Annotated in this window: 19 protein-coding genes; 4 read left to right on the top strand and 15 right to left on the bottom strand. The window is 69.1% G+C overall.

Annotated features, from left to right (window positions below):
- Positions 1 to 17 precede the first annotated feature (17 nt).
- From RN743_RS13185 to RN743_RS13170, 4 genes are read left to right on the top strand one after another with little or no spacing between them, the layout of a single operon-like run.
- Positions 18 to 362 carry a hypothetical protein gene (locus tag RN743_RS13185; RefSeq protein WP_310780471.1) on the top strand — a complete coding sequence of 115 codons (345 nt, stop codon included), beginning with the start codon at positions 18 to 20 and terminating at the stop codon, positions 360 to 362.
- Positions 359 to 1,144, top strand: a complete 786-nt coding sequence (locus RN743_RS13180) for an ABC transporter permease (RefSeq protein ID WP_310780469.1) — start codon at positions 359 to 361, stop codon at positions 1,142 to 1,144. The genes RN743_RS13185 and RN743_RS13180 overlap by 4 nt, the downstream gene beginning before the upstream one ends.
- Positions 1,141 to 1,887 carry an ATP-binding cassette domain-containing protein gene (locus RN743_RS13175; RefSeq protein ID WP_310780467.1) on the top strand — a complete coding sequence of 249 codons (747 nt, stop codon included), beginning with the start codon at positions 1,141 to 1,143 and terminating at the stop codon, positions 1,885 to 1,887. Before RN743_RS13180 ends, RN743_RS13175 begins: the two co-directional genes overlap by 4 nt.
- Positions 1,884 to 2,807, top strand: coding sequence for an MlaD family protein (locus RN743_RS13170; protein WP_310780465.1), 924 nt, complete (start codon positions 1,884 to 1,886; stop codon positions 2,805 to 2,807). The genes RN743_RS13175 and RN743_RS13170 overlap by 4 nt, the downstream gene beginning before the upstream one ends.
- A 21-nt stretch (positions 2,808 to 2,828) precedes the next feature.
- On the opposite strand, the gene RN743_RS13165 is transcribed toward RN743_RS13170, so the two are convergent.
- From RN743_RS13165 to rpsO, 15 genes are all read right to left on the bottom strand, one after another.
- Positions 2,829 to 3,629 (bottom strand): Nif3-like dinuclear metal center hexameric protein, encoded by an 801-nt coding sequence (locus RN743_RS13165; protein ID WP_310780463.1) that lies wholly within the window; start codon positions 3,627 to 3,629, stop codon positions 2,829 to 2,831.
- Between the two features lie 5 nt (positions 3,630 to 3,634).
- Positions 3,635 to 5,170: a glutamine-hydrolyzing GMP synthase gene (gene guaA, locus RN743_RS13160; protein WP_310780461.1), complete on the bottom strand. Its 1,536-nt coding sequence runs from the start codon at positions 5,168 to 5,170 to the stop codon at positions 3,635 to 3,637.
- On the bottom strand, positions 5,167 to 6,483 hold the full coding sequence (gene hisS / locus RN743_RS13155; protein ID WP_310780459.1) for a histidine--tRNA ligase: 1,317 nt from the start codon (positions 6,481 to 6,483) through the stop codon (positions 5,167 to 5,169). The genes guaA and hisS overlap by 4 nt, the downstream gene beginning before the upstream one ends.
- Positions 6,484 to 6,553: 70 nt before the next feature.
- Complete coding sequence (locus RN743_RS13150) at positions 6,554 to 6,976, bottom strand: BrxA/BrxB family bacilliredoxin (protein WP_310780457.1); 423 nt, start codon at positions 6,974 to 6,976, stop codon at positions 6,554 to 6,556.
- Positions 6,977 to 6,979: 3 nt separating this feature from the next.
- Entirely contained in the window at positions 6,980 to 8,299 is a 1,320-nt protein-coding gene (locus RN743_RS13145) for a Mur ligase family protein (protein ID WP_310780455.1), read from the bottom strand.
- Entirely contained in the window at positions 8,293 to 9,129 is an 837-nt protein-coding gene (gene accD, locus RN743_RS13140; protein ID WP_310780453.1) for an acetyl-CoA carboxylase, carboxyltransferase subunit beta, read from the bottom strand. Before accD ends, RN743_RS13145 begins: the two co-directional genes overlap by 7 nt.
- Positions 9,130 to 10,344 carry a rod shape-determining protein RodA gene (gene rodA, locus RN743_RS13135; protein WP_310780451.1) on the bottom strand — a complete coding sequence of 405 codons (1,215 nt, stop codon included), beginning with the start codon at positions 10,342 to 10,344 and terminating at the stop codon, positions 9,130 to 9,132.
- Positions 10,341 to 12,179, bottom strand: coding sequence for a penicillin-binding protein 2 (gene mrdA, locus RN743_RS13130; protein WP_310780449.1), 1,839 nt, complete (start codon positions 12,177 to 12,179; stop codon positions 10,341 to 10,343). Before mrdA ends, rodA begins: the two co-directional genes overlap by 4 nt.
- 10 nt (positions 12,180 to 12,189) lie before the next feature.
- Positions 12,190 to 12,651, bottom strand: coding sequence for a rod shape-determining protein MreD (gene mreD / locus RN743_RS13125; protein WP_310780447.1), 462 nt, complete (start codon positions 12,649 to 12,651; stop codon positions 12,190 to 12,192).
- On the bottom strand, positions 12,648 to 13,541 hold the full coding sequence (locus tag RN743_RS13120) for a rod shape-determining protein MreC (RefSeq protein WP_310780445.1): 894 nt from the start codon (positions 13,539 to 13,541) through the stop codon (positions 12,648 to 12,650). Before RN743_RS13120 ends, mreD begins: the two co-directional genes overlap by 4 nt.
- Positions 13,542 to 13,568: 27 nt before the next feature.
- Positions 13,569 to 14,603: a rod shape-determining protein gene (locus RN743_RS13115; protein ID WP_310780444.1), complete on the bottom strand. Its 1,035-nt coding sequence runs from the start codon at positions 14,601 to 14,603 to the stop codon at positions 13,569 to 13,571.
- A gap of 182 nt (positions 14,604 to 14,785) precedes the next feature.
- A complete protein-coding gene (gene ald / locus RN743_RS13110; protein WP_310780442.1) occupies positions 14,786 to 15,901 on the bottom strand; it encodes an alanine dehydrogenase in 1,116 nt (371 codons plus the stop codon).
- Entirely contained in the window at positions 15,898 to 17,151 is a 1,254-nt protein-coding gene (locus RN743_RS13105) for a pitrilysin family protein (RefSeq protein WP_310780441.1), read from the bottom strand. Before RN743_RS13105 ends, ald begins: the two co-directional genes overlap by 4 nt.
- 59 nt (positions 17,152 to 17,210) lie before the next feature.
- Complete coding sequence (locus RN743_RS13100; protein ID WP_310780440.1) at positions 17,211 to 19,301, bottom strand: polyribonucleotide nucleotidyltransferase; 2,091 nt, start codon at positions 19,299 to 19,301, stop codon at positions 17,211 to 17,213.
- Between the two features lie 247 nt (positions 19,302 to 19,548).
- Complete coding sequence (rpsO, locus tag RN743_RS13095; RefSeq protein WP_310780439.1) at positions 19,549 to 19,812, bottom strand: 30S ribosomal protein S15; 264 nt, start codon at positions 19,810 to 19,812, stop codon at positions 19,549 to 19,551.
- Positions 19,813 to 19,925 lie beyond the last annotated feature (113 nt).

The following is a 19,925-nucleotide window of genomic DNA, read 5'->3' as shown; positions in this document are numbered from 1 at the left end:
GCGCCCGCGCTGGCATCATGAAGGGGGTCCTGGTCGTCGCGGGCCTCGCGACCGTCGCCTGCGGCGGCTCGGGCGGCGGGCTGGACGACGATACGTACGTTCAGGTCATGGCCAGGCTCAGTTGGGCGCGGGCGAGGTACGCGGACACCGCGGAGGGCGACTCGGTACGGGCGGCGGCGCTCGATGAGCATGGCGTGACCGGACAGCAACTCGAGGACTTCGTCGCCCGGCTCGGAGACGACCCCGGGCGCATGCAGCGGCTGTGGGAGGCGATTCGACTGGAGGTGGAGGTGCTCGACGGGGTCCCGCGACCGGAATCGCAACTGGATGTTCCGGACGCGGAGAGGCAAGAAAGCCGTTGAAGGCGCCGAATCTCCTCGCCGCTCCGGGCCGTTCCGCCCGTGCCGCGGCGCTCCACGCGGGAAGGGCGGGCATACTCGGCATCGCGACGCTCCGCGCGCTCGCCTATCCGCGCCGGTACGCGCTGGCGACGGTGCAGCACGCGAAGTTCATCGGGCTCGACAGCCTCCCGCTTGTACTGCTCATGGGCGCCCTCTCGGGCGCGGTCATGGCCCAGCAGACGATGTACCAGCTCTCCCAGGGACTGCCGAGGGAGATCGTCGCGGGCGGCGTCGTGGGCGGCATGCTGACGGAACTCGGACCCGTACTGACCGCGGTCGTCCTCGCGGGGCGCGTCGGAGCGGCCATCGGGGCCGAACTCGGCACGATGAAGGTGACGAACCAGATCGACGCGCTTCTGACGATGGGCCGGGACCCCGTGGTGGAACTCGTGGTCCCGCGCGTCGTGGCGGGGACCATCATTCTGATCCCGCTCGTCATGCTCGCCAACGCGATGGGGATCTTCAGCGGCTACGTGACATCGGTCGGCATCCTCGGGTTGAGCACGGCCGAGTACGTGGATGGGGCCAAGGGGTACTATCACCATGGCGCGCTGATCTTCTCCCTCGTGAAAGCGGTCGCGTACGGCTTCGCCATCACCTTCATCTCGAGCCACGTGGGGCTTCGGGCGAGCGGCGGAGCGGCGGGCGTCGGCCGGACGGCGACGAGGGCGGTCGTCGCGATCATCGTCTCGATCATGGTCCTCGACACGGTACTCGGGCCGGTGTACAAGACGCTCACGTGATCAGGATCATCGGCGTGCACAAGTGGCTGGGGGGACGTCCGGTCCTGAGCGGCGTCGACCTCGACGTGCGGGAAGGCGAAACCCTCGCCATCATGGGGCCGTCAGGGACGGGTAAGAGCGTCCTCCTCAAACACATCGTCGGCCTCTTCGATCCGGACGCCGGAGACATCCTCGTCGATGGGATCTCGGTACCTTCGGCCGACCGGGCCGAGATGGCCGCCGTTCGCACCAGGACCGCCTACGTGTTCCAGAATTCCGCCCTCTTCGATTCCATGACCGTGCGCGGGAACCTGCTGATGGGCCTCCCACCCGGTTTCTGCCGCGGCCGCGCGGCCAAATGCGAGGAACTGGTCCGGGCGGCGCTCGATCACGTGAACCTCGAGCCGGAAGTGCTGACGCTCCTGCCGGCCGAACTCTCCGGAGGCATGCAGAGGCGGGTCGCCATCGCGCGCGCCATCATCGGCAAGCGCCGCTACGTCCTGTACGACGAGCCCACGACGGGACTCGATCCCGTCAACGCGACCCGCATCAACCGCCTGATCGCGCGCGTGAGCGAGGAAGTCGATGCGACGAGTATCGTCGTGACCCACGACGTGGAGTCCGCCTTCTTCCTCGCCGACCGGATCGCCCTGCTCGCGGACGGGGTCGTCGCGGCGGAGGGTACGCCACAGCAACTGCGCGAGACCGACAACCGGGCGGTGCGCGAGTTTCTCGACGCGGCGCCCGCACGGGGCCCCGCGTGAGGGATCCGGGGCTGCGCGACCACGGCGCCGAGGTCCGGGTCGGCGCCTTCGTCATCCTGACGGCGGCCGTCATCGTCGCGGGGCTGTTCTGGATATCGGGTTCGCCGTTCCGAGGCCCCACCATCCGCGTGTGGGGGATCGCGGAGAACGCGAACCGGATCGCGACCGCGTCGCCCGTCCTGCTGCGCGGGGTGGAGGTCGGCACCGTGGACGAGGTCGCGCTCGAAGCGGAGCGCGTCGTCCTCACGATGACGCTCTCCACGCGCGTCCAACTGCCGGCGGACACGCGGGGCACGATCCAGCCGGATGGGTTCCTGGGCCAGCAACTCGTCGAACTCACGCCGGGGACGAGTGCCCGGGCGCTGGCGGACGGCGATACGCTCTCGCTCGACCGCACATCCGACCTCACATCGCTGGCCTCGACCCTCGGGGACGAGGTGGGCTCCCTGATCGGCGAGCTGGAGACGCTGCTCGGCGGCGGCCTGGCCGAGAATGTCTCCGCCGGGTCGGAGGCGTTCACGCTCGCGATGCGCGAACTCGCCGGGATTCTCGAGACGGAACGGGCGTCGATCGGCAGCCTGCTCGCCAACATGGACACCCTGTCGAACCGGCTCGCGGGGATGACCGGATCCGAGGAAGTCGATCGCACGCTGGCCAACCTCGACACGCTCTCGACGCGGCTCGCCGCCGCCAGCACGGACTTCTCGGCCGCCGGCCGGTCCCTCGCCGAGATCGCGCGGGGGTTGGAAGGCGGCGAGGGAACGCTCGGAAAGCTCCTGCGCGACGATGCGGTCCACGATGAACTGCTGGAGACGCTGGGGACGCTGCGCGCCTCGGGCGAGGAACTCGCCCTCCTCCTGCGGGATATCCGCGAACGGCCGGATCGCTACCTGACGGACCTCAAGGTCTCGGTCTTCTAGCGGCGGTGCCCGGGCGCCGGGCTAGAGGCCGGTGGGGACGTCGAAGAAGGTGTGCTCCGCCCCGAAGTGCTCCGCCGCGCGCTTCGCCAGGGCCCGGACACCCAGCGTCTCCGTCCCGTAGTGGCCGGCGTAGATCACGTTGATGCCGAGTTCCATCGCCTCGTGGTACGTGTGGTGGTTCCCCTCGCCCGTGAGGAAGGTGTCGGCGCCCGCCACGGCGGCGGACTCGATCAACGAGCCCGCGCCGCCCGTGACGATGGCGAGCCGCGACACGCGTTCCGGGCCCCCGGCAATCACGATGGGGGTGTGCCCGCACACGGTTTCGGCCCGGGCCGCGAGTTCGCTCCGGGACGCCTCGACCGCGCCGATGACGCCGATCCCGTCATTCCCCTTGAAGGAGCCGAACGGTTCGACATCCGCGACGCGGAGTTCGGCGGCGAGGAGGACGTTGTTGCCGATCCGCGGGTGCGCGTCGAGCGGAAGGTGCGCCGAGTACAGCCCCATCCCGCTCTCGAAGAGCCGGCGGAAGCGCTCGTACGCGGGGCCGACGAAGGGGCGCAAGCCGCCCCAGAACAGCCCGTGGTGGACCATCAGAAGCTCGCATCCGGCCTCGGCGGCGAGGTCGATCGTGGCCAGGCAGGCGTCGGTGGCGGCGCCGATGCGCGCCACGGGGCGGCGTCCATCCACCTGCAGACCGTTGAGGGCGGATGGGTAGTCCTCGATCTCGGCGACGCGCAGAAGGTCGTCCGCCCAGGCCGCGACCTCGCGGCACCCGGCGCGCCCCCCCGCCCCACCGCCGCTCGCGCCGCGAGATCCAGGCACGGCGGCTACTCCCACTCGATGGTGGCGGGCGGCTTGGAGGACACGTCGTACGTCACGCGGTTCACCCCCTTCACCTCGTTGATGATGCGGTTCGAGATGCGGCCCAGCACGTCGTGCGGGAACTGGAACCAGTCGGCCGTCATCCCATCCAGCGAGGTCACGGCGCGCAGCGCGACGACGTTCTCGTACGTGCGCGCATCGCCCATCACGCCGACCGACTGCACGGGCAGCAGGATGGCGAACGCCTGCCATATCTCGTCGTAGAGCCCCGCGTCGCGAATGCCCTCCAGGTAGATCGCGTCCACTTCCCGCAGCGTGGCGAGCTTCTCCCGCGTGACGTCGCCCAGGATGCGGATCCCCAGACCCGGCCCCGGAAACGGGTGGCGCCCCACGATCTCCTCCGACAGGCCGAGCTCGCGACCCACGGCGCGCACCTCATCCTTGAAGAGTTCACGAAGGGGCTCGATGAGTTCGAAGGGGTGATCCGGGCGGAGTCCACCCACGTTGTGGTGCGACTTGATCTTCACCGATGGTCCCCACACGGAGACGGATTCGATCACGTCGGGGTAGAGCGTTCCCTGCACCAGGAAACGCGCGTCACCGTGCCGGGCCGCCGCCTCCTCGAACACGTCGATGAACGCGTGGCCGATGATGACCCGCTTCTCCTCGGGCTCCTCGACGCCGGCAAGGCGGTCGATGAAGAGATCCGCGGCGTCGACGACCTCGAGCCGCATCCCCATGCGTTCGCCGAACACCGCCTCCACGGCATCGCGCTCGCCTTTCCGCAGCAGGCCCGTGTCGACGAAGATGCAGGTGAGCCGGTCTCCCACCGCCCGCTGTACGAGCGCGGCGGCGACGGAGCTGTCCACGCCCCCGGAGAGTCCGCAGATCACGTGTCCGTCCCCCACCGTCTCGCGCACCGCGGCGAGCTGGTGATCGATGATGTTCGCGGCGTTCCAGCTCATCTCGCAGCCGGCGATCTCGAACAGGAAGTTCCGCAGCATCTCTCCGCCGCGGGTCGTATGGGCGACTTCGGGGTGGAACTGCACGCCCCAGATCCGCAGCTCCTCGGACCGGATCGCGGCGATGGAGTTCTCGGTGGTCGCCGAGACCTCGAAGCCCGGCGGCAGCGCGTGCAGGGAGTCGCCGTGGCTCATCCAGACCTGGGTGGGCTCGCCGTCGGCAAACCCGCGAAAGAGGGGGTCGGTCGACCGGACCCTGAGTTCGGCCCGTCCGTACTCCCGCCGCTCGGCCTGCTGCACCTCGCCCCCGACGAGATCCGCCACGAGCTGCATGCCGTAACAGATCCCGAGGATCGGGACGCCCATGGCAAGGGTCTCGGGATGGGCCGTGGGGACGCCTTCGTCGTACACGCTCGCCGGCCCTCCGGAGAGGACGATGGCCGCCGGATCGTAGCGGCGGACCCACGCGGGGCTCCGCGTCGGCGGATGCACCTCGCAGTACACCCCCTCCTCGCGAATGCGCCGCGCGATGAGCTGCGTGAACTGGGACCCGAAATCGAGGATGAGAACGCGACTCACCTCACATACTCCCCTTTCGCTTCGGCGGAGGGCGGCCCGGTCAGGGTCTCGATCGCGACCTCCCGTTCCTCGCCGGAGGCCATGTCGCGGAGTACCGCGACGCCCCGCTCCGCTTCCCGCGGCCCCAGCACGACGGCGCGACCGGCGCCCACCTGGTGGGCGGCCTTGAACTGGCGTCCGACTCCGCGCGGGCGGAGGTCGTAGAGCACCCGCCGTCCCCGGTCGCGCAGCGCGCGGGCGATGCCGAGCGCCAGCGGACGCTCCGCGTCGGAAACGCATACGATGTAGTCGTCCACGCGACGGGTCGCGACGGGCACGAGGTCCCGGTCCCTGAGCAGTTCCGTGAGGACCACATCCCCCATGCCGAAGCCGAGCGCCGGAAGATCCACGCCTCCCAGCGCCTTCAGCAGATCATCGTAGCGGCCGCCCCCGCAGATCGCGCGCAGTTCGTCGCGGCGGTCCCATATCTCGAACACGGTCCCGGTGTAGTAGGCGAGTCCGCGGACCAGCCCCGCGTCGAACCTGGCGAAGTCGGCGAAGCCCGCCGCACCGAGATGCGCGAACACGGTCGACAGCCGGTCCGCCGCCTCGGCGATCGCTTCGTCCCCCTCGTGCGCCGCCGCCAGTTCCTCGAGCGGGAGCCGGATGGCCGCCAGCAGGCGCGTCGCCGCTTCCATCCCCACGCCATGCTCCGCGAGCCGCCCGCGGACCCCGTCCTCCCCCTCCTTCTCAAGCCGGTCGAGGGCGCCGAACACCGGGACATGGTCCTCGCCGGAGATTCCGTGCGCGTCGAGGAGCGCGCCGATGAGGCGCCGGTCGGAGATGCGGACCACGATGTCCGCGGCCCCCAGGCCGAGTTCGCGCAGCGCGTCGATCCCGGCGCTGATGATCTCCGCGTCGGAGAGCGGATCCGTCTCGCCGACGATGTCCATGTTGAGCTGGAAGTGCTCGCGGAGCCGGCCGCGCTGCGGCCGCTCGTAGCGGAAGAGCTGCGGGATCGAGAACCAGCGTACCGGCTTCGCAAGCCCGGCGGCGCGGGTGGCGATCATGCGCGCGAAGGTGGGCGTCATCTCGGGCCGCAGCGCCACCGCCCGCCCCCCCTTGTCCTCGAACTCGTACAGCTGGCCTACGATCTCTTCGCCCGACTTCCGCGTGTAGAGTTCGAGCGCCTCGAGCGGCGGTCCGTCGTACTCCGTGAATCCGTAGCGGGCGCCGACCCGCCGCCAGGCCGAGAAGATGTGTCGGCGAAGCGCGAGTTCCTCGGGAAAGAAATCTCGAAAACCGGTCAGGCCGCGGATTTCCCCGGAACTCACGGCCCCGGCAGTCCGAGGAGTGTCGGCGGGCCGAAGCGCGTCGGCGGCCCGCCGCAGGAGGCTCGCGTCGCTAGCTCGCCGCGCAGTATTGGTCGTACGCCTTCGTGAGGTCGGCCGCGATATCGCGCGCTTCGCGACCCTCGATCTGGTGCCGCTCGAGCATGAACTGCAGCTCCCCGTTCGAGAGCAGCGCGAGGGACGGCGAGGAGGGTCGCACGCCGGTGAAGTACTGCCGCGCACGCGCCGTCGCTTCCACGTCCTGCCCCGCGAAGACCGTGACGACGCGGTCGGGCTGCTTTCCGTGGCCCATGGCCATCGCCACGGCGGGCCGCGCGTTGCGCGCCGCGCAGCCGCAGACGGAGTTCACGACGACGAGCGTCTCCCCGCCGGCCCCGAGGGCCTCGTCCACTTCATCGGAGGTTGTCAGCTCACGCACGCCGAGGCGGGTGAGTTCCTCTCGCATCGGTTGTACCAGCCTGGGGTCGTACAGCATCTCTTATTCGTCTCCTGTCCGTACGCGGGCGAGTTCCGGCAATGCCCGGGCCTCGCCCACGGTCGTTGCGGATCCCGTGACCAGCAGCGTTCCCGCACCGGCGAGGGTCAGCCCCCGCGAGACCGCCTCCGCCACGTTCCGGCACACGATCGATTCGACACCCTGTTCCCGCGACAACCACTCCCTCGCCCGGGACGGGTCCCACCGTCTCTCCACGGGGACGGCGGGTCGAGTCAGAATCATAGTGTCGCTGTCAAGCGCGAGTCGGGCCAGCGTTCCCTTCCAGTCCTTGTCGGCCAGCATGCCGGCCACGGCGACGAGCGGCCGCGGCAGCGACAGTTCCGCCAGCGTCTCGCAGAGTACCTGGATGGCCGCCGGATTGTGCGCGATGTCGAACACGCAGCCCGGACGTCCGGCCTCCGGAGGCCGGACCTCGAAGCGGCCGGCCACGTACGCCCGCGCGATCCCTCGGCGCGCGGAACTTTCCTCCGGCGGACAGCCGGAGCAGTCCAGCAGCAGGAGGGCCAGCGCCGCGTTGTGCGCCTGGTGCCGGCCCGGGAGGCCCGTGGCAAGCTCCACGCCGTGGGGACGCAACCTCGAAACGTATCGGAAACGCGTCCCCGGGGGATCGGCCCGCACCGTGATGTCCGACACTTCCGCATCCCTCCCGAGCCGCGCCACCGGCGCTCCGACGCCACGCGCGAGCTGCTCGAGCGCCGCGAGCGGACCCGGGTCGATGCGGCCCAGACACGCCGGCGCGCCCGGCTTGAAGATCCCTCCCTTCTCCCTCGCGATCTCCTCGGGAGACCCGCCGAGCCATTCCGTGTGGTCGAGGCCGATCGGGGTAATCGCCGTGCCGGCGGGACGAAGCACGTTCGTCGCGTCGAGGCGGCCGCCGAGCCCGGTTTCGACAACCGCCACCTCCACGCCGCACTCCGCGAAGCAGGTGAAGGCGAGCGCGGTGGTCAACTCGAAGTACGTGCAGGCCGCGGCCGCGTCGCAACCGATGACCCGGGCGGCGGCGGACTGAAGCGCCGGCTCCTCCACCCAGGCCCCGTCGACCAGAAACCGTTCCCGAACGTCCTCGAGGTGCGGCGAAGTGTAGAGGCCCGCGCGGGTGCCGCCGTCTTCGAGCACCGACGCCGCGAAGCACGCGGTCGAACCCTTGCCGTTCGTGCCCGCGATGTGGAGAGCCTTGAAGCTTCGTTCCGGCCGGCCCAGCTCCGCCAGGAGCGCCTCGATCCTGTCCAGGCCCCAGCGGATCGTGGTGGCCGGGCGGGGATCGAACAGAGCCGCGAGGGCGTCCCCGCCCTCGGTCAGCACATGTGATCCAGGAGGCTTGCGAGGGCGCCGCGCATCTCCGGACGCGGGACGATGCGGTCGATCATCCCGTGCTCCTCCAGGAACTCCGCGGTCTGGAACCCCTCCGGAAGGTCCTGCCGGATCGTTTCCTTGATCACGCGCGGGCCGGCAAAGCCGATCAGGGCGCCGGGTTCCGCCAGGATCACATCCCCCAGCATCGCGTAGGATGCCGTCACCCCGCCCGTGGTCGGGTTCGTGAGGACGCTTACGTAGGGGATGCCCGCGCCCGCGAGTTGATCGAGCGCGGCCGCCGTCTTCCCCATCTGCATGAGGGAGAGAATCCCTTCCTGCATCCGCGCGCCGCCGGAAGCGGAGATGATGATGAGCGGCACCCGTCGCTCGAGGGAGCGGTCGGCGAGACGGCGGATCTTCTCGCCCACCACCGACCCCATCGATCCGCCGATGAAGCGGAAGTCCATGGTCCCCAGGTGGACTTCCCTGCCTCCGATCTCGCCGCGCCCGGTTCGGATCGCATCCTGGTCGCCGCCGCGCTGCTCCGCCTGCGCGATGCGCTCGGCATAGCTGCGGGAATCGACGAATCCGAGCGGATCGGCGGAGCGCAGATGCTCGTCGTGGAGTTCGGCGAGGCCTCCGCCGTCGAGCAGCATGGCCTCGTAGGACTCCGCGGTGATGCGAAAGTGATGCCCGCAGCTCGGACAGACGTGGAGGTTCTCCTCCAGCCGTCCGCTGTAGAGGATCTCGCCGCACCCGGCGCACCGATCCCACACATCGCCCGGAAGCTCACGTTTCTGTGAAACCAGCTTGCGCTTCGGTTTGCTGAACCAGGACACTCAGGCCTCCCACGCCACGCGCTGTACGATCCCGAAGCCCGCGTAGAGAACGAGCAGGAAGCTCCCCCCGTAGCTGAGGAGCGGCAAGGGCAGTCCGGTCACGGGCATCATGCCGACCGCCATCCCCAGGTTCACCACGATGTGCGTCAGGAGTACCGCAAACAGGCAGAAAGCGATCAGGCTTCCGAACCGGTCGTCCATCGAGGATGCCACCCGCAGCACGCGCCAGAGGAGGAAGGCGAAGAGCACCAGGAACAGCATCACGCCGATGAATCCGAACTCCTCCCCCACGACGGAGAATATGAAGTCCGTATGCTGCTCGGGAAGGAAGGCGAGCCGCTTCTGCGGACCGTTCGCGAAGCCGGCGCCGAGGAGTCCGCCGGAGCCGATGGCGACCTTCGACTGGATGAGATGCCATCCGGCGCCGAGGGGATCGATCTCCGGATCCAGGAAGACGAGAAGCCGGTTCCGCTGATAGTCGGCGAGCGAATCCCACAGGCGGAGCGTGAGCGCGCCCGCGAAGACGTTCGCGAGGAGCACGCCCACCGCCTCGAGGATGAAGAGGCGGTGCACGTACAGGCAGGCCGCGACGATGAGGAAGCCGAGGCCCCACGCGATCCAGTTGAAGCCGAGCAGGAGGCTGAGGCCCGGCGACGCGAGCAGGAAGATCTTGGGCAGCGGTACGCCGCTCCAGAACAGCGCAGCGAGGAAGAGCGCCCCGAAGATCATGGCGCTCCCAAGGTCGGGTTGCAGCAGCACGAGGGTGAACGGGACGAGGGTGATGACACCGGGCTTCCAGAACTCCAGCAGCCGGTCGTACGGTCCCTGCGCGCCTCCCATCACGCGCGCCAGCATGAGGATCGTCCCCAGCTTCGAGACTTCGGCCGGCTGGAGCCGCCCCGGGCCGAGTTCGAGCCAGCTGCCGTTCGGGCCCGTCCCGATGAAGAACACGAGGATGAGGAGGAGCACCGTGAGCCCGTAGACCCACGGCGCAAGCCATTCGAGGAAACGCAGGGAGAAGCGGGAGGTCACGGCGAGCGCGACGGTCGCCACGCCGAACCAGTAGAGCTGTCGTACCCAGATCCCTGTGGCCAGCGATTGCACGTCGACCTGTCCGGCCGAGTAGATCATCGCGATCCCGAGCCCGGTCATGAACAGGACCAGCGCCAGAAGCACCGGATCGCCCACGCCGGGGATGCGCAGGCGGTCGATCATCCGCCCGCCGGCGCCGTCAGCGCTGCCCTCGGACGGACACCGGGCGTGTCCTCCGGCGGCAAACCGAGCGTTTCGAGGTGGCGGTCCACGATCCCGGACGCGAGCGGCACGGCCAGCGACGGGGCCCCGTCCGGGTGCCCGTGCTCCACGATCGCCGCGATCACGATGCGGGGATCCCAGGCGGGCGCGAACCCCACGAACCAGGAATGGGGCTCGCCGTGCGGGTTCTGGGCCGTGCCGGTCTTGCCGGCCAAAGTCCAGCGCGCCAGGCGGCTGCCGTACGCGGTGCCCCCGGGTTCGTTCACGACGCGCGCCAGCGCGTCGACGAGTTGCCGCCGCTGGACGTCGGGGAGATCGAACGTCCAGTCAACGCGCTGCTGCGCGAGCATCTCATCCCGCACGAGGTGAGGTTTTACGGGTGCCATCCCCGTCGCCAGCGCCGCGTAGAACTGGGCCATCGACAGCAGCGTCTGCGCGTTTTCGCCCTGCCCGATCGCGAGATTCCACACGACGGCTTCGGTCCACCCGCCGGGCCCGAACCGCTCGTCGTACCACCGTCGGGAGTCGGGGAAGAGGCCCGGCCTCTCGTTCGGGAGGTCGATCCCGGTCGCGCGTCCGAAGCCGAACTCCCCGACCCCCGCGAGGAGCGGGTCGAGACCGATCCGCTGCCCGGCCTGGTAGAACCAGACGTTGCACGAGTGCTTGATCGCTTCGGAGAGGTTCAGGCGGCCGTGTCCGCTCGTCAGCCAGCAGCGGAAGCGGCGGGTGTGGTAGTTGAGTCCGCCGGTGCACGCGGACGGGTGGTACGTATCGATCGCGAGGTCCGCCGTCTTCATCCCGATGGAGGACATGACGAGCTTCCACGTGGATCCCGGCGGGTAGGAAGCGTTGGAAACCCGGTCCAGCATGGGCTGGTCCGGGTGTTCGCGAAGGGAATTCCACAGATCCAGGGGGATGCCGCCGATGAATGCGTTGGGGTCGAACGTGGGGTGGCTGTAGAGCAGGAGCACCTCGCCGGTCACCGGATCCAGCGCCACGACGCCGCCCCGCATCCCTTCCGGAAACACCGAAGCCGCGTACACCTGCAGGTCGAGATCGATGCCGAGATGCAGGTCCTCTCCGGGCACCGGAGCCTGCGCCTGGGCGACCCCCAGGTCCCGCACGACCGTACCCAGGGCGTTCACTTCCGTGTAACGGATCCCGTTCCGCCCCGCCAGCCGGTGCTCGTACTGCTGCTCCAGCCCCGTCTTCCCGATCGACTGGCCGGATTCGTAGCCCGCATATTCGGACCGAGCCAGTTCCTCCGGGCTGATTTTCCCGACGTATCCGATCATGTGCGCGACAGCGGGCCCTGCCGGGTAACGTCGGCGCGGCCTCTGATCCACGACGACGCGCCGGAACCGGGGCCGACGTTCCTCGATGAACGCGACCTGCTCGAAGTTCGCGTTCTCGCGCACGACCAGAGCCTCGCCCGGACGTTCCCGGTTGCGCGACAGCAGCGCGGCGCGCCGCTCGGGCGACAGGTCCAGCCGCTCAGCGAGGCGATCGAGTCCGACCGCGATGGAGTCGCGGGGCCCGGGCAGCATCGACACGTCGTATCCCGGCACGTTGTCGGCAATGGCCCGTCCATACCGGTCGTAGATGGTCCCGCGCGGGGCCGGTACGGTGATGGTCCGCAGCCGGTTCTCGCTCGACAGGAGCGTGTACAACTCGGTGCTGAAGATCTGCAGATTGATGAACCCGGCGGCGACGATCGAGAGGCAGAAGAAGATCGCGCCCGCCGCCCAGCGGCCTCGCTGTTTCCGGATCGCGCGGTGTTCGTTGTCGCCCTTCACATCCTCCCCTTCACCTCGTGACGGCCGACACCAGTTTCGCCGCGGCCCAGCAGACCGCCGTGGTCAGCGCGGCCGATCCGGCGCCGTGGACGAGCAGGACGCCCGCCGACGAATCTCCGCCGACGAAGACGGTGACCGCAAACCGCAGCAACCACGTCCCGAAGAAGACGAAAACCGGCGTCGCGTAATCCGAATCCGAATAGATCAGGCCCCGCACCCAGCCGACGAGCGCCCCCGTCAGCGAAAAGAGTAACATCGTGAGGCCCATCGGTCCCAGTGAGATCGATGCTTCCATGAGGCCGATCACGCACCCGAAGCCGGCGGCCCGCCCCCAGCGGAGCTGGAGCGAACTCAGAATCAGCCCGCCGGCCACCAGGTCGGGCGCGATCGGCCATCGGCTCCACAGCGGGTGCAGGGTGAAGTGCAGGACCAGCAGGAGTCCGGCGACGAACCACTTCCCCGCCGGACTCACCGAGGGGCCGGGGCCGTGTCCGCCGGCGCAGGCTCGGGTTCCACCGGAGCGGACGCCGTGTCCGCCTCGACGCTTGCCGGTAACGCCGGTCGATTCCACACGAACACGTCGCGGACCTCTTCCGGACGCACGGATGGCTCGACGACATAGCGCTTCATCCAGCCCGCCTCCGGCTCGTCGGGTTCGCGGATGCGCCCCACCGGCACCCCCGGCGGATAAACGCCGGCGATACCCGTCGTGACCAGCAGAGTCCCGACGGGTATGTCCGCCTGGAAGGGCGCACCCTCCAGGAGGAGCACCGGTTGCCCTCCGTCGGCGCGCAGCGGCCGCACGAAGCCCGACACCCCTTCCCCCTCGGCCAGAACGCTGACCCGAAAGTCGGGATGGCTCCAGAATTCGCCGCGTCCCCCCCGTCCGTGCGGGGCTCTCACGACCCCGACCAGGCCGATGCCGGTGAAGACGCCGACGGGAAACTCACGACCCCGAAAATCGGGTCCCGACAACACGAACAGGTCCGGATTGCCGACGTGAGGGCGTCCCGGGTAGACGACCGCCGGCGCGACCGATCCGGCCGGGAGCCCGCCAAGATCCCGGGCGGACGACGCGTCCTCGACCGGCGCGGTCCGGTCCCTGTAGCGCAGCAGGAGTTCCGTGAGGGAATCCCGTTCCGCAAGCAGGCCCTCGACGCGACTCTCGATCTGGCCCCGCTCCGCGCCGAGGCGATGGAGCAGCAGGAACGGGTAGAGCGCGGTCGCGCGGACCGCGGACTCCACCTGGCTCTGGTGTGCGCTGGAAAGGCCCGCGGCGATGCCGCTGAAGATGAGGGCGAGGGAGAAGACGACGACATCGAGCGGCCCGCGACCCGGCGGCCGGACGCCCTGATAGCTCACGGGCGGCGATTCAGCAGGGGGGCGGCGTCAACTCGTGAGAACTCCACGATACCGTCCGAATTCCTCGAGGATCTTCCCGCAGCCCCGAACGACGCAGGTCAGCGGTTCCGCATCGACATGGATCGGGAGCCCCGTTTCTTCGCCCAGCAACGTATCCAGCCCTCGCACGAGGGCTCCACCCCCCGTCATGACCACACCCCGGTCCACGATATCGGAGGCGAGTTCCGGCGGCGTGATCTCGAGCGCCCTCCGCACCGCGGCGACGATCTGCCGGATCGGCTCCTGCAGACACTCCCGGACCTCGGCCGAATGGACCCGCACGGTCTTCGGAATGCCGGAGACGAGGTCCCGGCCCTTGACGAGCATCTCCTTGTCGTCGTCCGTGGGATACGCCGATCCGATCTGGATCTTGACGGCTTCCGCCGTCGGCTCGCCGATGAGGAGGTTGTAGTTCTTGCGGAGGAAAGAGACGATCGTGGAGTCCAGCTCGTCGCCACCGACCCGGATCGACGTGTCCGCGACCGATCCGGAAAGCGCGATCACCGCGATCTCGCTCGTCCCGCCCCCGACATCGATGATCATGTTGCCCGCCGGCGTCTCCACCGGAAGCCCCACGCCGACGGCCGCCGCCATCGGTTCCGCCACCATGTAGACTTCCTTGGCGCCGGCGGCGTGCGCGCTGGACCGGACGGCGCGGCGCTCGAGTTCCGTGATGCCGGACGGTACGCCGACCACGACGAGAGGCCGGATCTTGAAGAGCCGCGTGGTCATCACTTCCTTGAGGAAGTAGCGGATCATCATCTCGGTGATGTCCACGTCGGCGATCACCCCGTCCTTCAAAGGCCGAACCGCTTCGATCCCGCTCGGCGTGCGGCCGAGCATGCGCTTGGCGGCGAGCCCGATCCCTTCGATGCGGCCGGTTTCCTTTCGGACCGCGACGACGGACGGTTCGTTGAGGACGATGCCCTCGCCTTCAACGTGTACGAGGGTGTTCGCGGTCCCCAGGTCCACTCCGATCTTGCTGATCGGCAGGAAGTTACCCCGTAGCGACCACTTCCCCATCTAGCAGGCCGCCCTTCCGGGCCGGCGCGGGATCGGTGGGCTGAAGGACACGGGCGGGACACCTCCAGGGCGGCGAATCGTACCGGAAACTGTCAATCCGGGTGAAGGACGCGGAAATGTAAACGTACTTTCGGACGCAGGAAAGTCGCCTCGCGGGACTGCCCGCTCCCGGCCGCCCGGACTCACGCGGAGAGCGACTCCAGGGGTGTGTATTCGAGATCGAACGCATGCGCGACGGCCTCGTACGTGACCCGTCCTCCCGCGATGTTGACCCCCAGGGCGAGATCCGGATCCTCGTCGCACGCAACCTTCCACCCTCGGTTCGCCAGGTGCAGGACGTAGGGGAACGTCGCGTTCGTCAGGGCCAGCGTGGAAGTCCTCGGTACGGCCCCCGGCATGTTCGCCACGCAGTAGTGGATGACCCCGTGGACGGTGTAGGTGGGGTCGTTGTGCGTGGTCGGGCGCGCGGACTCCACGCAGCCGCCCTGGTCCACGGCCACGTCGACGATCACGGAACCGTCCTTCATCCGCCGCAGATCGTCGTGCCGCACGAGCTTCGGCGCCTTCCCGCCGGGGACGAGCACGGCGCCGATCACGACGTCCGCCCGTTCGATCTGCTCGAGGATCGAGTGGCGGTTCGAGTAGAGCGTATCGACGTTGGCGGGCATGACCTCCGCGAGATACCGGAGACGCGGGAGGTTGACGTCGAGAACCGTCACATGGGCGCCGAAACCCGCCGCGATCGTCGCCGCGTTCGCGCCGACGACGCCGCCGCCGAGGATGACGACCTCGGCCGGGAGCACCCCCGGCACGCCACCCAGCAGGATCCCGTACCCGCCCGCGACGCGCTCCAGGTTCTTGGCCGCCTGCTGGATCGCCATTCGCCCGGCCACCTCGGACATCGGTGTGAGGAGGGGGAGTTCCCCCGTCGGAAGCTGGACCGTTTCGTAGGCGATCGCGACGCTGCCGCTCTCCAGCGTGTGGTGCGTGAGGCGTTCGTCGGCCGCGAAGTGGAAGTACGTGAAGATGACCTGGTCGGGCCGCATCCGGGCGTATTCGGATTCGATGGGCTCCTTCACCTTGACGATGAGTTCGGCCCGCCCCCATACCCGATCCACCGAATCCAGCACCTCGGCTCCCGCGGCGACGTACATGTCATCGGGAAAGCCGCTGCGCAGTCCCGCGTCGCGTTCGACGCACACGGTGTGTCCGGCCGCAACGAGCGCGGTCGCGCCGGCCGGAACCAGGGCCACACGACTTTCGTCCGCCTTTATCTCCTTCGGTACGCCAACGATCATTGGGTTCCCTCCCGGGGGGCCAGCTCGAGGGTCGCGAGCCGTTCGGGTGCGAAGTATGCGGCGGCTTCGAGACACTGGGCACGGCCGACCGCGTCGATTCTCGCCGCCACCTCGTCCAGAGTGCGGTACTCGTGGCCGTACAGGGCGATGCCGGCCAGCCGGTTCATGCGACTCGCAGGCGATTCGAGCGAGATCAGGAACTGCCCCTTCAGTTGGCTGCGGGTGTCGTCCAGTTCCTGGCGCGTCAATCCCTCCCGCGCCAGAAGGGCGAGTTCCCCCTCCACCGCCTCGCGGGCCTCCGCCGCCGTTTCGGGCCGGGTCCCGACGTAGGCGCCGACATGGCCCGCCTGCGCATGAAACCCGTGGAAGCTGTACACGGCGTAGGCGAGCCCGCGCGTTTCGCGGATTCTCTGGAAGAGTCGCGAACTCATTCCGCCCCCGAGGGCCGTCGCCGTGACGTGGATCGCGTAGCGAAGGGGATCGCGGTACGGAACGGAGAGTCCTCCCGTCACGATGTGCGTCTGCCGGCCGCCCTCGCGTCGCAGACACCGGAAGCCCGGCTCGCCGGTCGGCGCCGGCGGGTCCACGGGCGCGGGGCTGGCGGCCCGGCGAGGGAGCCACCGCGCCAGCCCCTCCACGAGATCGTCGTGCTCCACCGCTCCCGCCGCCGCCACGACCACGTTCCCCGGCCGGTACGCGCGATCGTGCACTTCCGCCAGCGCGGACACGGAAAGCGCCCGCACCGACGCGCGGGTGCCGAGGATCGGTTCGCCGTACGGATGCCCACCGTAGAGAGCGCGCGCGTGCTCCTCGAAGACGATGTCCTCCGGGACCTCCGCCGCGGCCGCGATCTCTTCCAGCACCACCTCGCGTTCCACGTCGAGGTCCCGTCCGGAGAGCCGCGGAAAGAAGGCGAGGTCACACAGCACGTCGAGCGCGACGCCGAGCGCCCCCGCCGGTATCCGCGCCTGGAAGGCGGTGAATTCGTGGGTGGTATACGCGTCCAGCGCGCCGCCGAGCCGCTCCACCTCCCAGGCGAGATCGCGGGCGGAGCGCCGGTGCGTCCCCTTGAAGACCATGTGCTCGAGCAGATGGGATGCGCCGCCGTGCTCGGCATCCTCATGAACGCGACCCTGCCGCACCCAGAGGCCGATGGCGACGGAGCGCACGGAATCCATGCGCTCGCTGAGCACGATGGGGCCATCCGGGAGGCAGGTTCGGACCACCTCCCGGTCGAGCCGGCCAGCCATCGGCCGCAGGTCCCGGGCCGGCCCGCGCGCAGGCGGGCCGGGACGCAACGCGGTCAGGCCTACTCGGCCGGGGCGAGGGCCGCCCGCCGCGAGAGCTTGAGACGGCCGCGGTCATCCACGGCGAGCAGCTTCACCTTCACCTCGTCCCCCGGGCTCACCACATCCTCCGTCTTGGCGGTGCGGCCTTCCTCGAGCTCCGAGATGTGGCACAGGCCCTCGACCCCGGGGATGATCTCGACGAAGGCACCGAAGTCCGTCGTGTTCTTCACGACGCCGCGGTAGATCCGCCCGACCTCCGGCTCCTGAACGATACCTTCCACCATCTCGCGCGCATGCTGCGCCCCCGCGCCCGAGGGCGCCGCGATGGTGACGGTGCCCGAGTCGTCGATGTTGACCTCGGTGCCCGTCTCCTCCTGGATCATCCGGATCGTCTTGCCCTTCGGCCCGATGACCTCGCCGATCTTCTGGGGGTTGATCTGCAGCGTGACGATCCGCGGCGCGTGCGGCGACATCTCCTCGCGGGCCGCTTCGAGCGTCTCGTTCATCGACGCGAGGATCCGCAGCCGGGCGTCGCGCGCCCGCGCCAGGGCCTCCCGCAGCGTGTCGACGGAGAGTCCGTCGGCCTTGATGTCCATCTGGACGGCCGTGATCCCGCGTTCCGTCCCGGCGACCTTGAAGTCCATGTCGCCGAGGGCGTCCTCCACGCCGAGGATGTCGGTGAGGATCTCGACCTGGTCGCCCTCCTTGATGAGCCCCATCGCGATCCCCGCGCACGGGGCCCGCATCGGCACCCCGGCATCCATGAGGGAGAGCGATCCGCCGCAGACGGAAGCCATCGAACTCGACCCGTTCGATTCCAGGATGTCGGAGACGACGCGGACCGTGTACGGAAAATCATCGTACGCCGGGAGGAGCGCCTGAAGCGCCCGCTCGGCCAGCATTCCGTGCCCCGTCTCGCGGCGGCTCGTACCGCGGAACATCCGCACTTCGCCCGTGGAGAAGCCGGGGAAGTTGTAGTGGAGCATGAAGGACTTCGAAGTCTCTTCGCGCACGTCCACGGAGTCGATGCGCTGTTCGTCCCGCACCGTCCCGAGCGTGGTCACGGCGAGCGCCTGCGTCTGCCCCCGCGTGAACAGCGCCGAACCGTGCGTTCGCGGCAGGAGGCCGACCTCGCACGTGATGTCGCGGACGTCGTTCATGCCGCGGCCGTCGATCCGCTCTCCGTCTTCGAGGATGCGCCGGCGCATCGTCTCCTTCTCCAGCTTTCGCAGAGCGGCGCCCACGTCGCCGCCGCAGTCGGGGTGCTCCGCTTCGAGTCGCGCCGTCACCTCTTCGCGGAGGGCGGACAGGGCGCGTCCGCGCTCCTCCTTGTCCGCGATCCGCAGCGCATCTCCCACGCGCCCGGCCGCCTGGTCGGTGACCTTCGCCACGACCTCCGGGTCGGGTCCGACGGACTCGTACTCGAACGTCTCCGCGGCTCCCGCCATCCGGACCAGTTCCCGCTGCAGCCCGATGAGTTCGACGATCGCCTCCTGTCCGACGCGCATCGCCTCGAGGAACTCGTCTTCGGTGGCTTCCAGACACGCACCCTCGACCATCACGATCGAGTCCTCGGAGCCGGCGACGACGATCTCCAGGTCGCACATCTCGAGGTCCTCGAAGGTCGGGTTGACGAGCCACTCGCCCTCCCGGCGGGCGACCCGCACGCCGGCGATGGGACCGCCCCACGGGATCGGCGACAGGAGGAGGGCCGTCGAGGCCCCGAGCATGCCGATGACGTCGGCGTCGTTCTCCTGGTCCGCGGAGATGATGAAACAGACGACCTGGGTGTCGTTCCGGTAGTCCGCGGGGAAGAGCGGCCGGAGGGGCCGGTCGATCTGCCGCGCCGAGATCGTCTCCTTCTCGCCGGGCCGCGTCTCCCGCTTGATGAACCCGCCGGGAAACTTGCCGGCGGCGTAGGTCTTCTCACGGTACTCGACCGTAAGGGGGAAGAAGGGGAGGTGCGTGGGCTTGCGGTCCGCCGTGGCGGTAACGAGCACTGCGGTCTCCCCGTACTGCACATAGACGGCGCCATCGGCCTGCCGGGCCATTTTGCCCGTCTCCAGGATCAGGGGCCGTCCGTGGAATTCAGTTTCGATTCGGTGTGTCATTCTCTTTTTTCTCTTCTTTCTTCGGGTGTGGCGCCGCGGGATTCCGCGCGCCGCGCCGGCCGTTCACCGGGCCGGACGCTCATGGTTTTCTTTTCAGCTGGTTTCTTTTCAGCCTTGCATCAGCTTCTTCGATCTTCTTCGATTCAGCACCCCGGTCGGGGGGATCCGGCGCGGTACGAGGGAAGGAAAGCGGGGGACCCGACGATGCGGGCCGGCGGAGGCGGAAGCTGCGCAGCCGGGCGGCGCCTCAACGGCGTAGCCCGAGCTCCTCGATGACCGTTCGGTAGCGGTCGAGATCCGTCCGGCGGAGGTAGTTCAACAGTCGACGGCGCCGACCAACCATCTTCAGCAGTCCGCGTCGACTGTGATGATCCTTCGGATGATCCCGGAAGTGCCCGGTCAACTCTTCGATGCGGGCCGTGAGCAGTGCGATCTGCACCGGAGCCGACCCCTGGTCGTTCTCGCGCCGCGAGAACTTCTCTATGATTCCCTGCTTCTCTGTTTTTTCCACGTCTCTCTATTGTCCCTCGATCCGCCGCCCCGCTTCAGACCGCGGAGCGACCGGCAAGATGGCGAAGCCCCGCCGTGCCGTTTCACATACAGTCCACCAAACTAGAATCGGCA

It is taken from the genome of Candidatus Palauibacter scopulicola (genome assembly GCF_947581915.1).
Lineage (GTDB): Bacteria > Gemmatimonadota > Gemmatimonadetes > Palauibacterales > Palauibacteraceae > Palauibacter > Palauibacter scopulicola.
Note: the sequence above shows the minus strand (reverse complement) of the source record. Positions and strands in the feature narration are given on the sequence as shown.

Bases quoted from the DNA above. Each gene is read 5' to 3' on its own strand.
- RN743_RS13115 (WP_310780444.1), bottom strand. From the start codon at position 14,603: ATGGGGAAGTGGTCGCTACGGGGTAACTTCCTGCCGATCAGCAAGATC.
- RN743_RS13185 (WP_310780471.1), top strand. From the start codon at position 18: ATGAAGGGGGTCCTGGTCGTCGCGGGCCTCGCGACCGTCGCCTGCGGC.
- RN743_RS13100 (WP_310780440.1), bottom strand. From the start codon at position 19,301: ATGACACACCGAATCGAAACTGAATTCCACGGACGGCCCCTGATCCTG.
- rodA (WP_310780451.1), bottom strand. From the start codon at position 10,344: ATGATCGACCGCCTGCGCATCCCCGGCGTGGGCGATCCGGTGCTTCTG.
- ald (WP_310780442.1), bottom strand. From the start codon at position 15,901: ATGATCGTTGGCGTACCGAAGGAGATAAAGGCGGACGAAAGTCGTGTG.
- RN743_RS13150 (WP_310780457.1), bottom strand. From the start codon at position 6,976: ATGCTGTACGACCCCAGGCTGGTACAACCGATGCGAGAGGAACTCACC.
- RN743_RS13105 (WP_310780441.1), bottom strand. From the start codon at position 17,151: ATGGCTGGCCGGCTCGACCGGGAGGTGGTCCGAACCTGCCTCCCGGAT.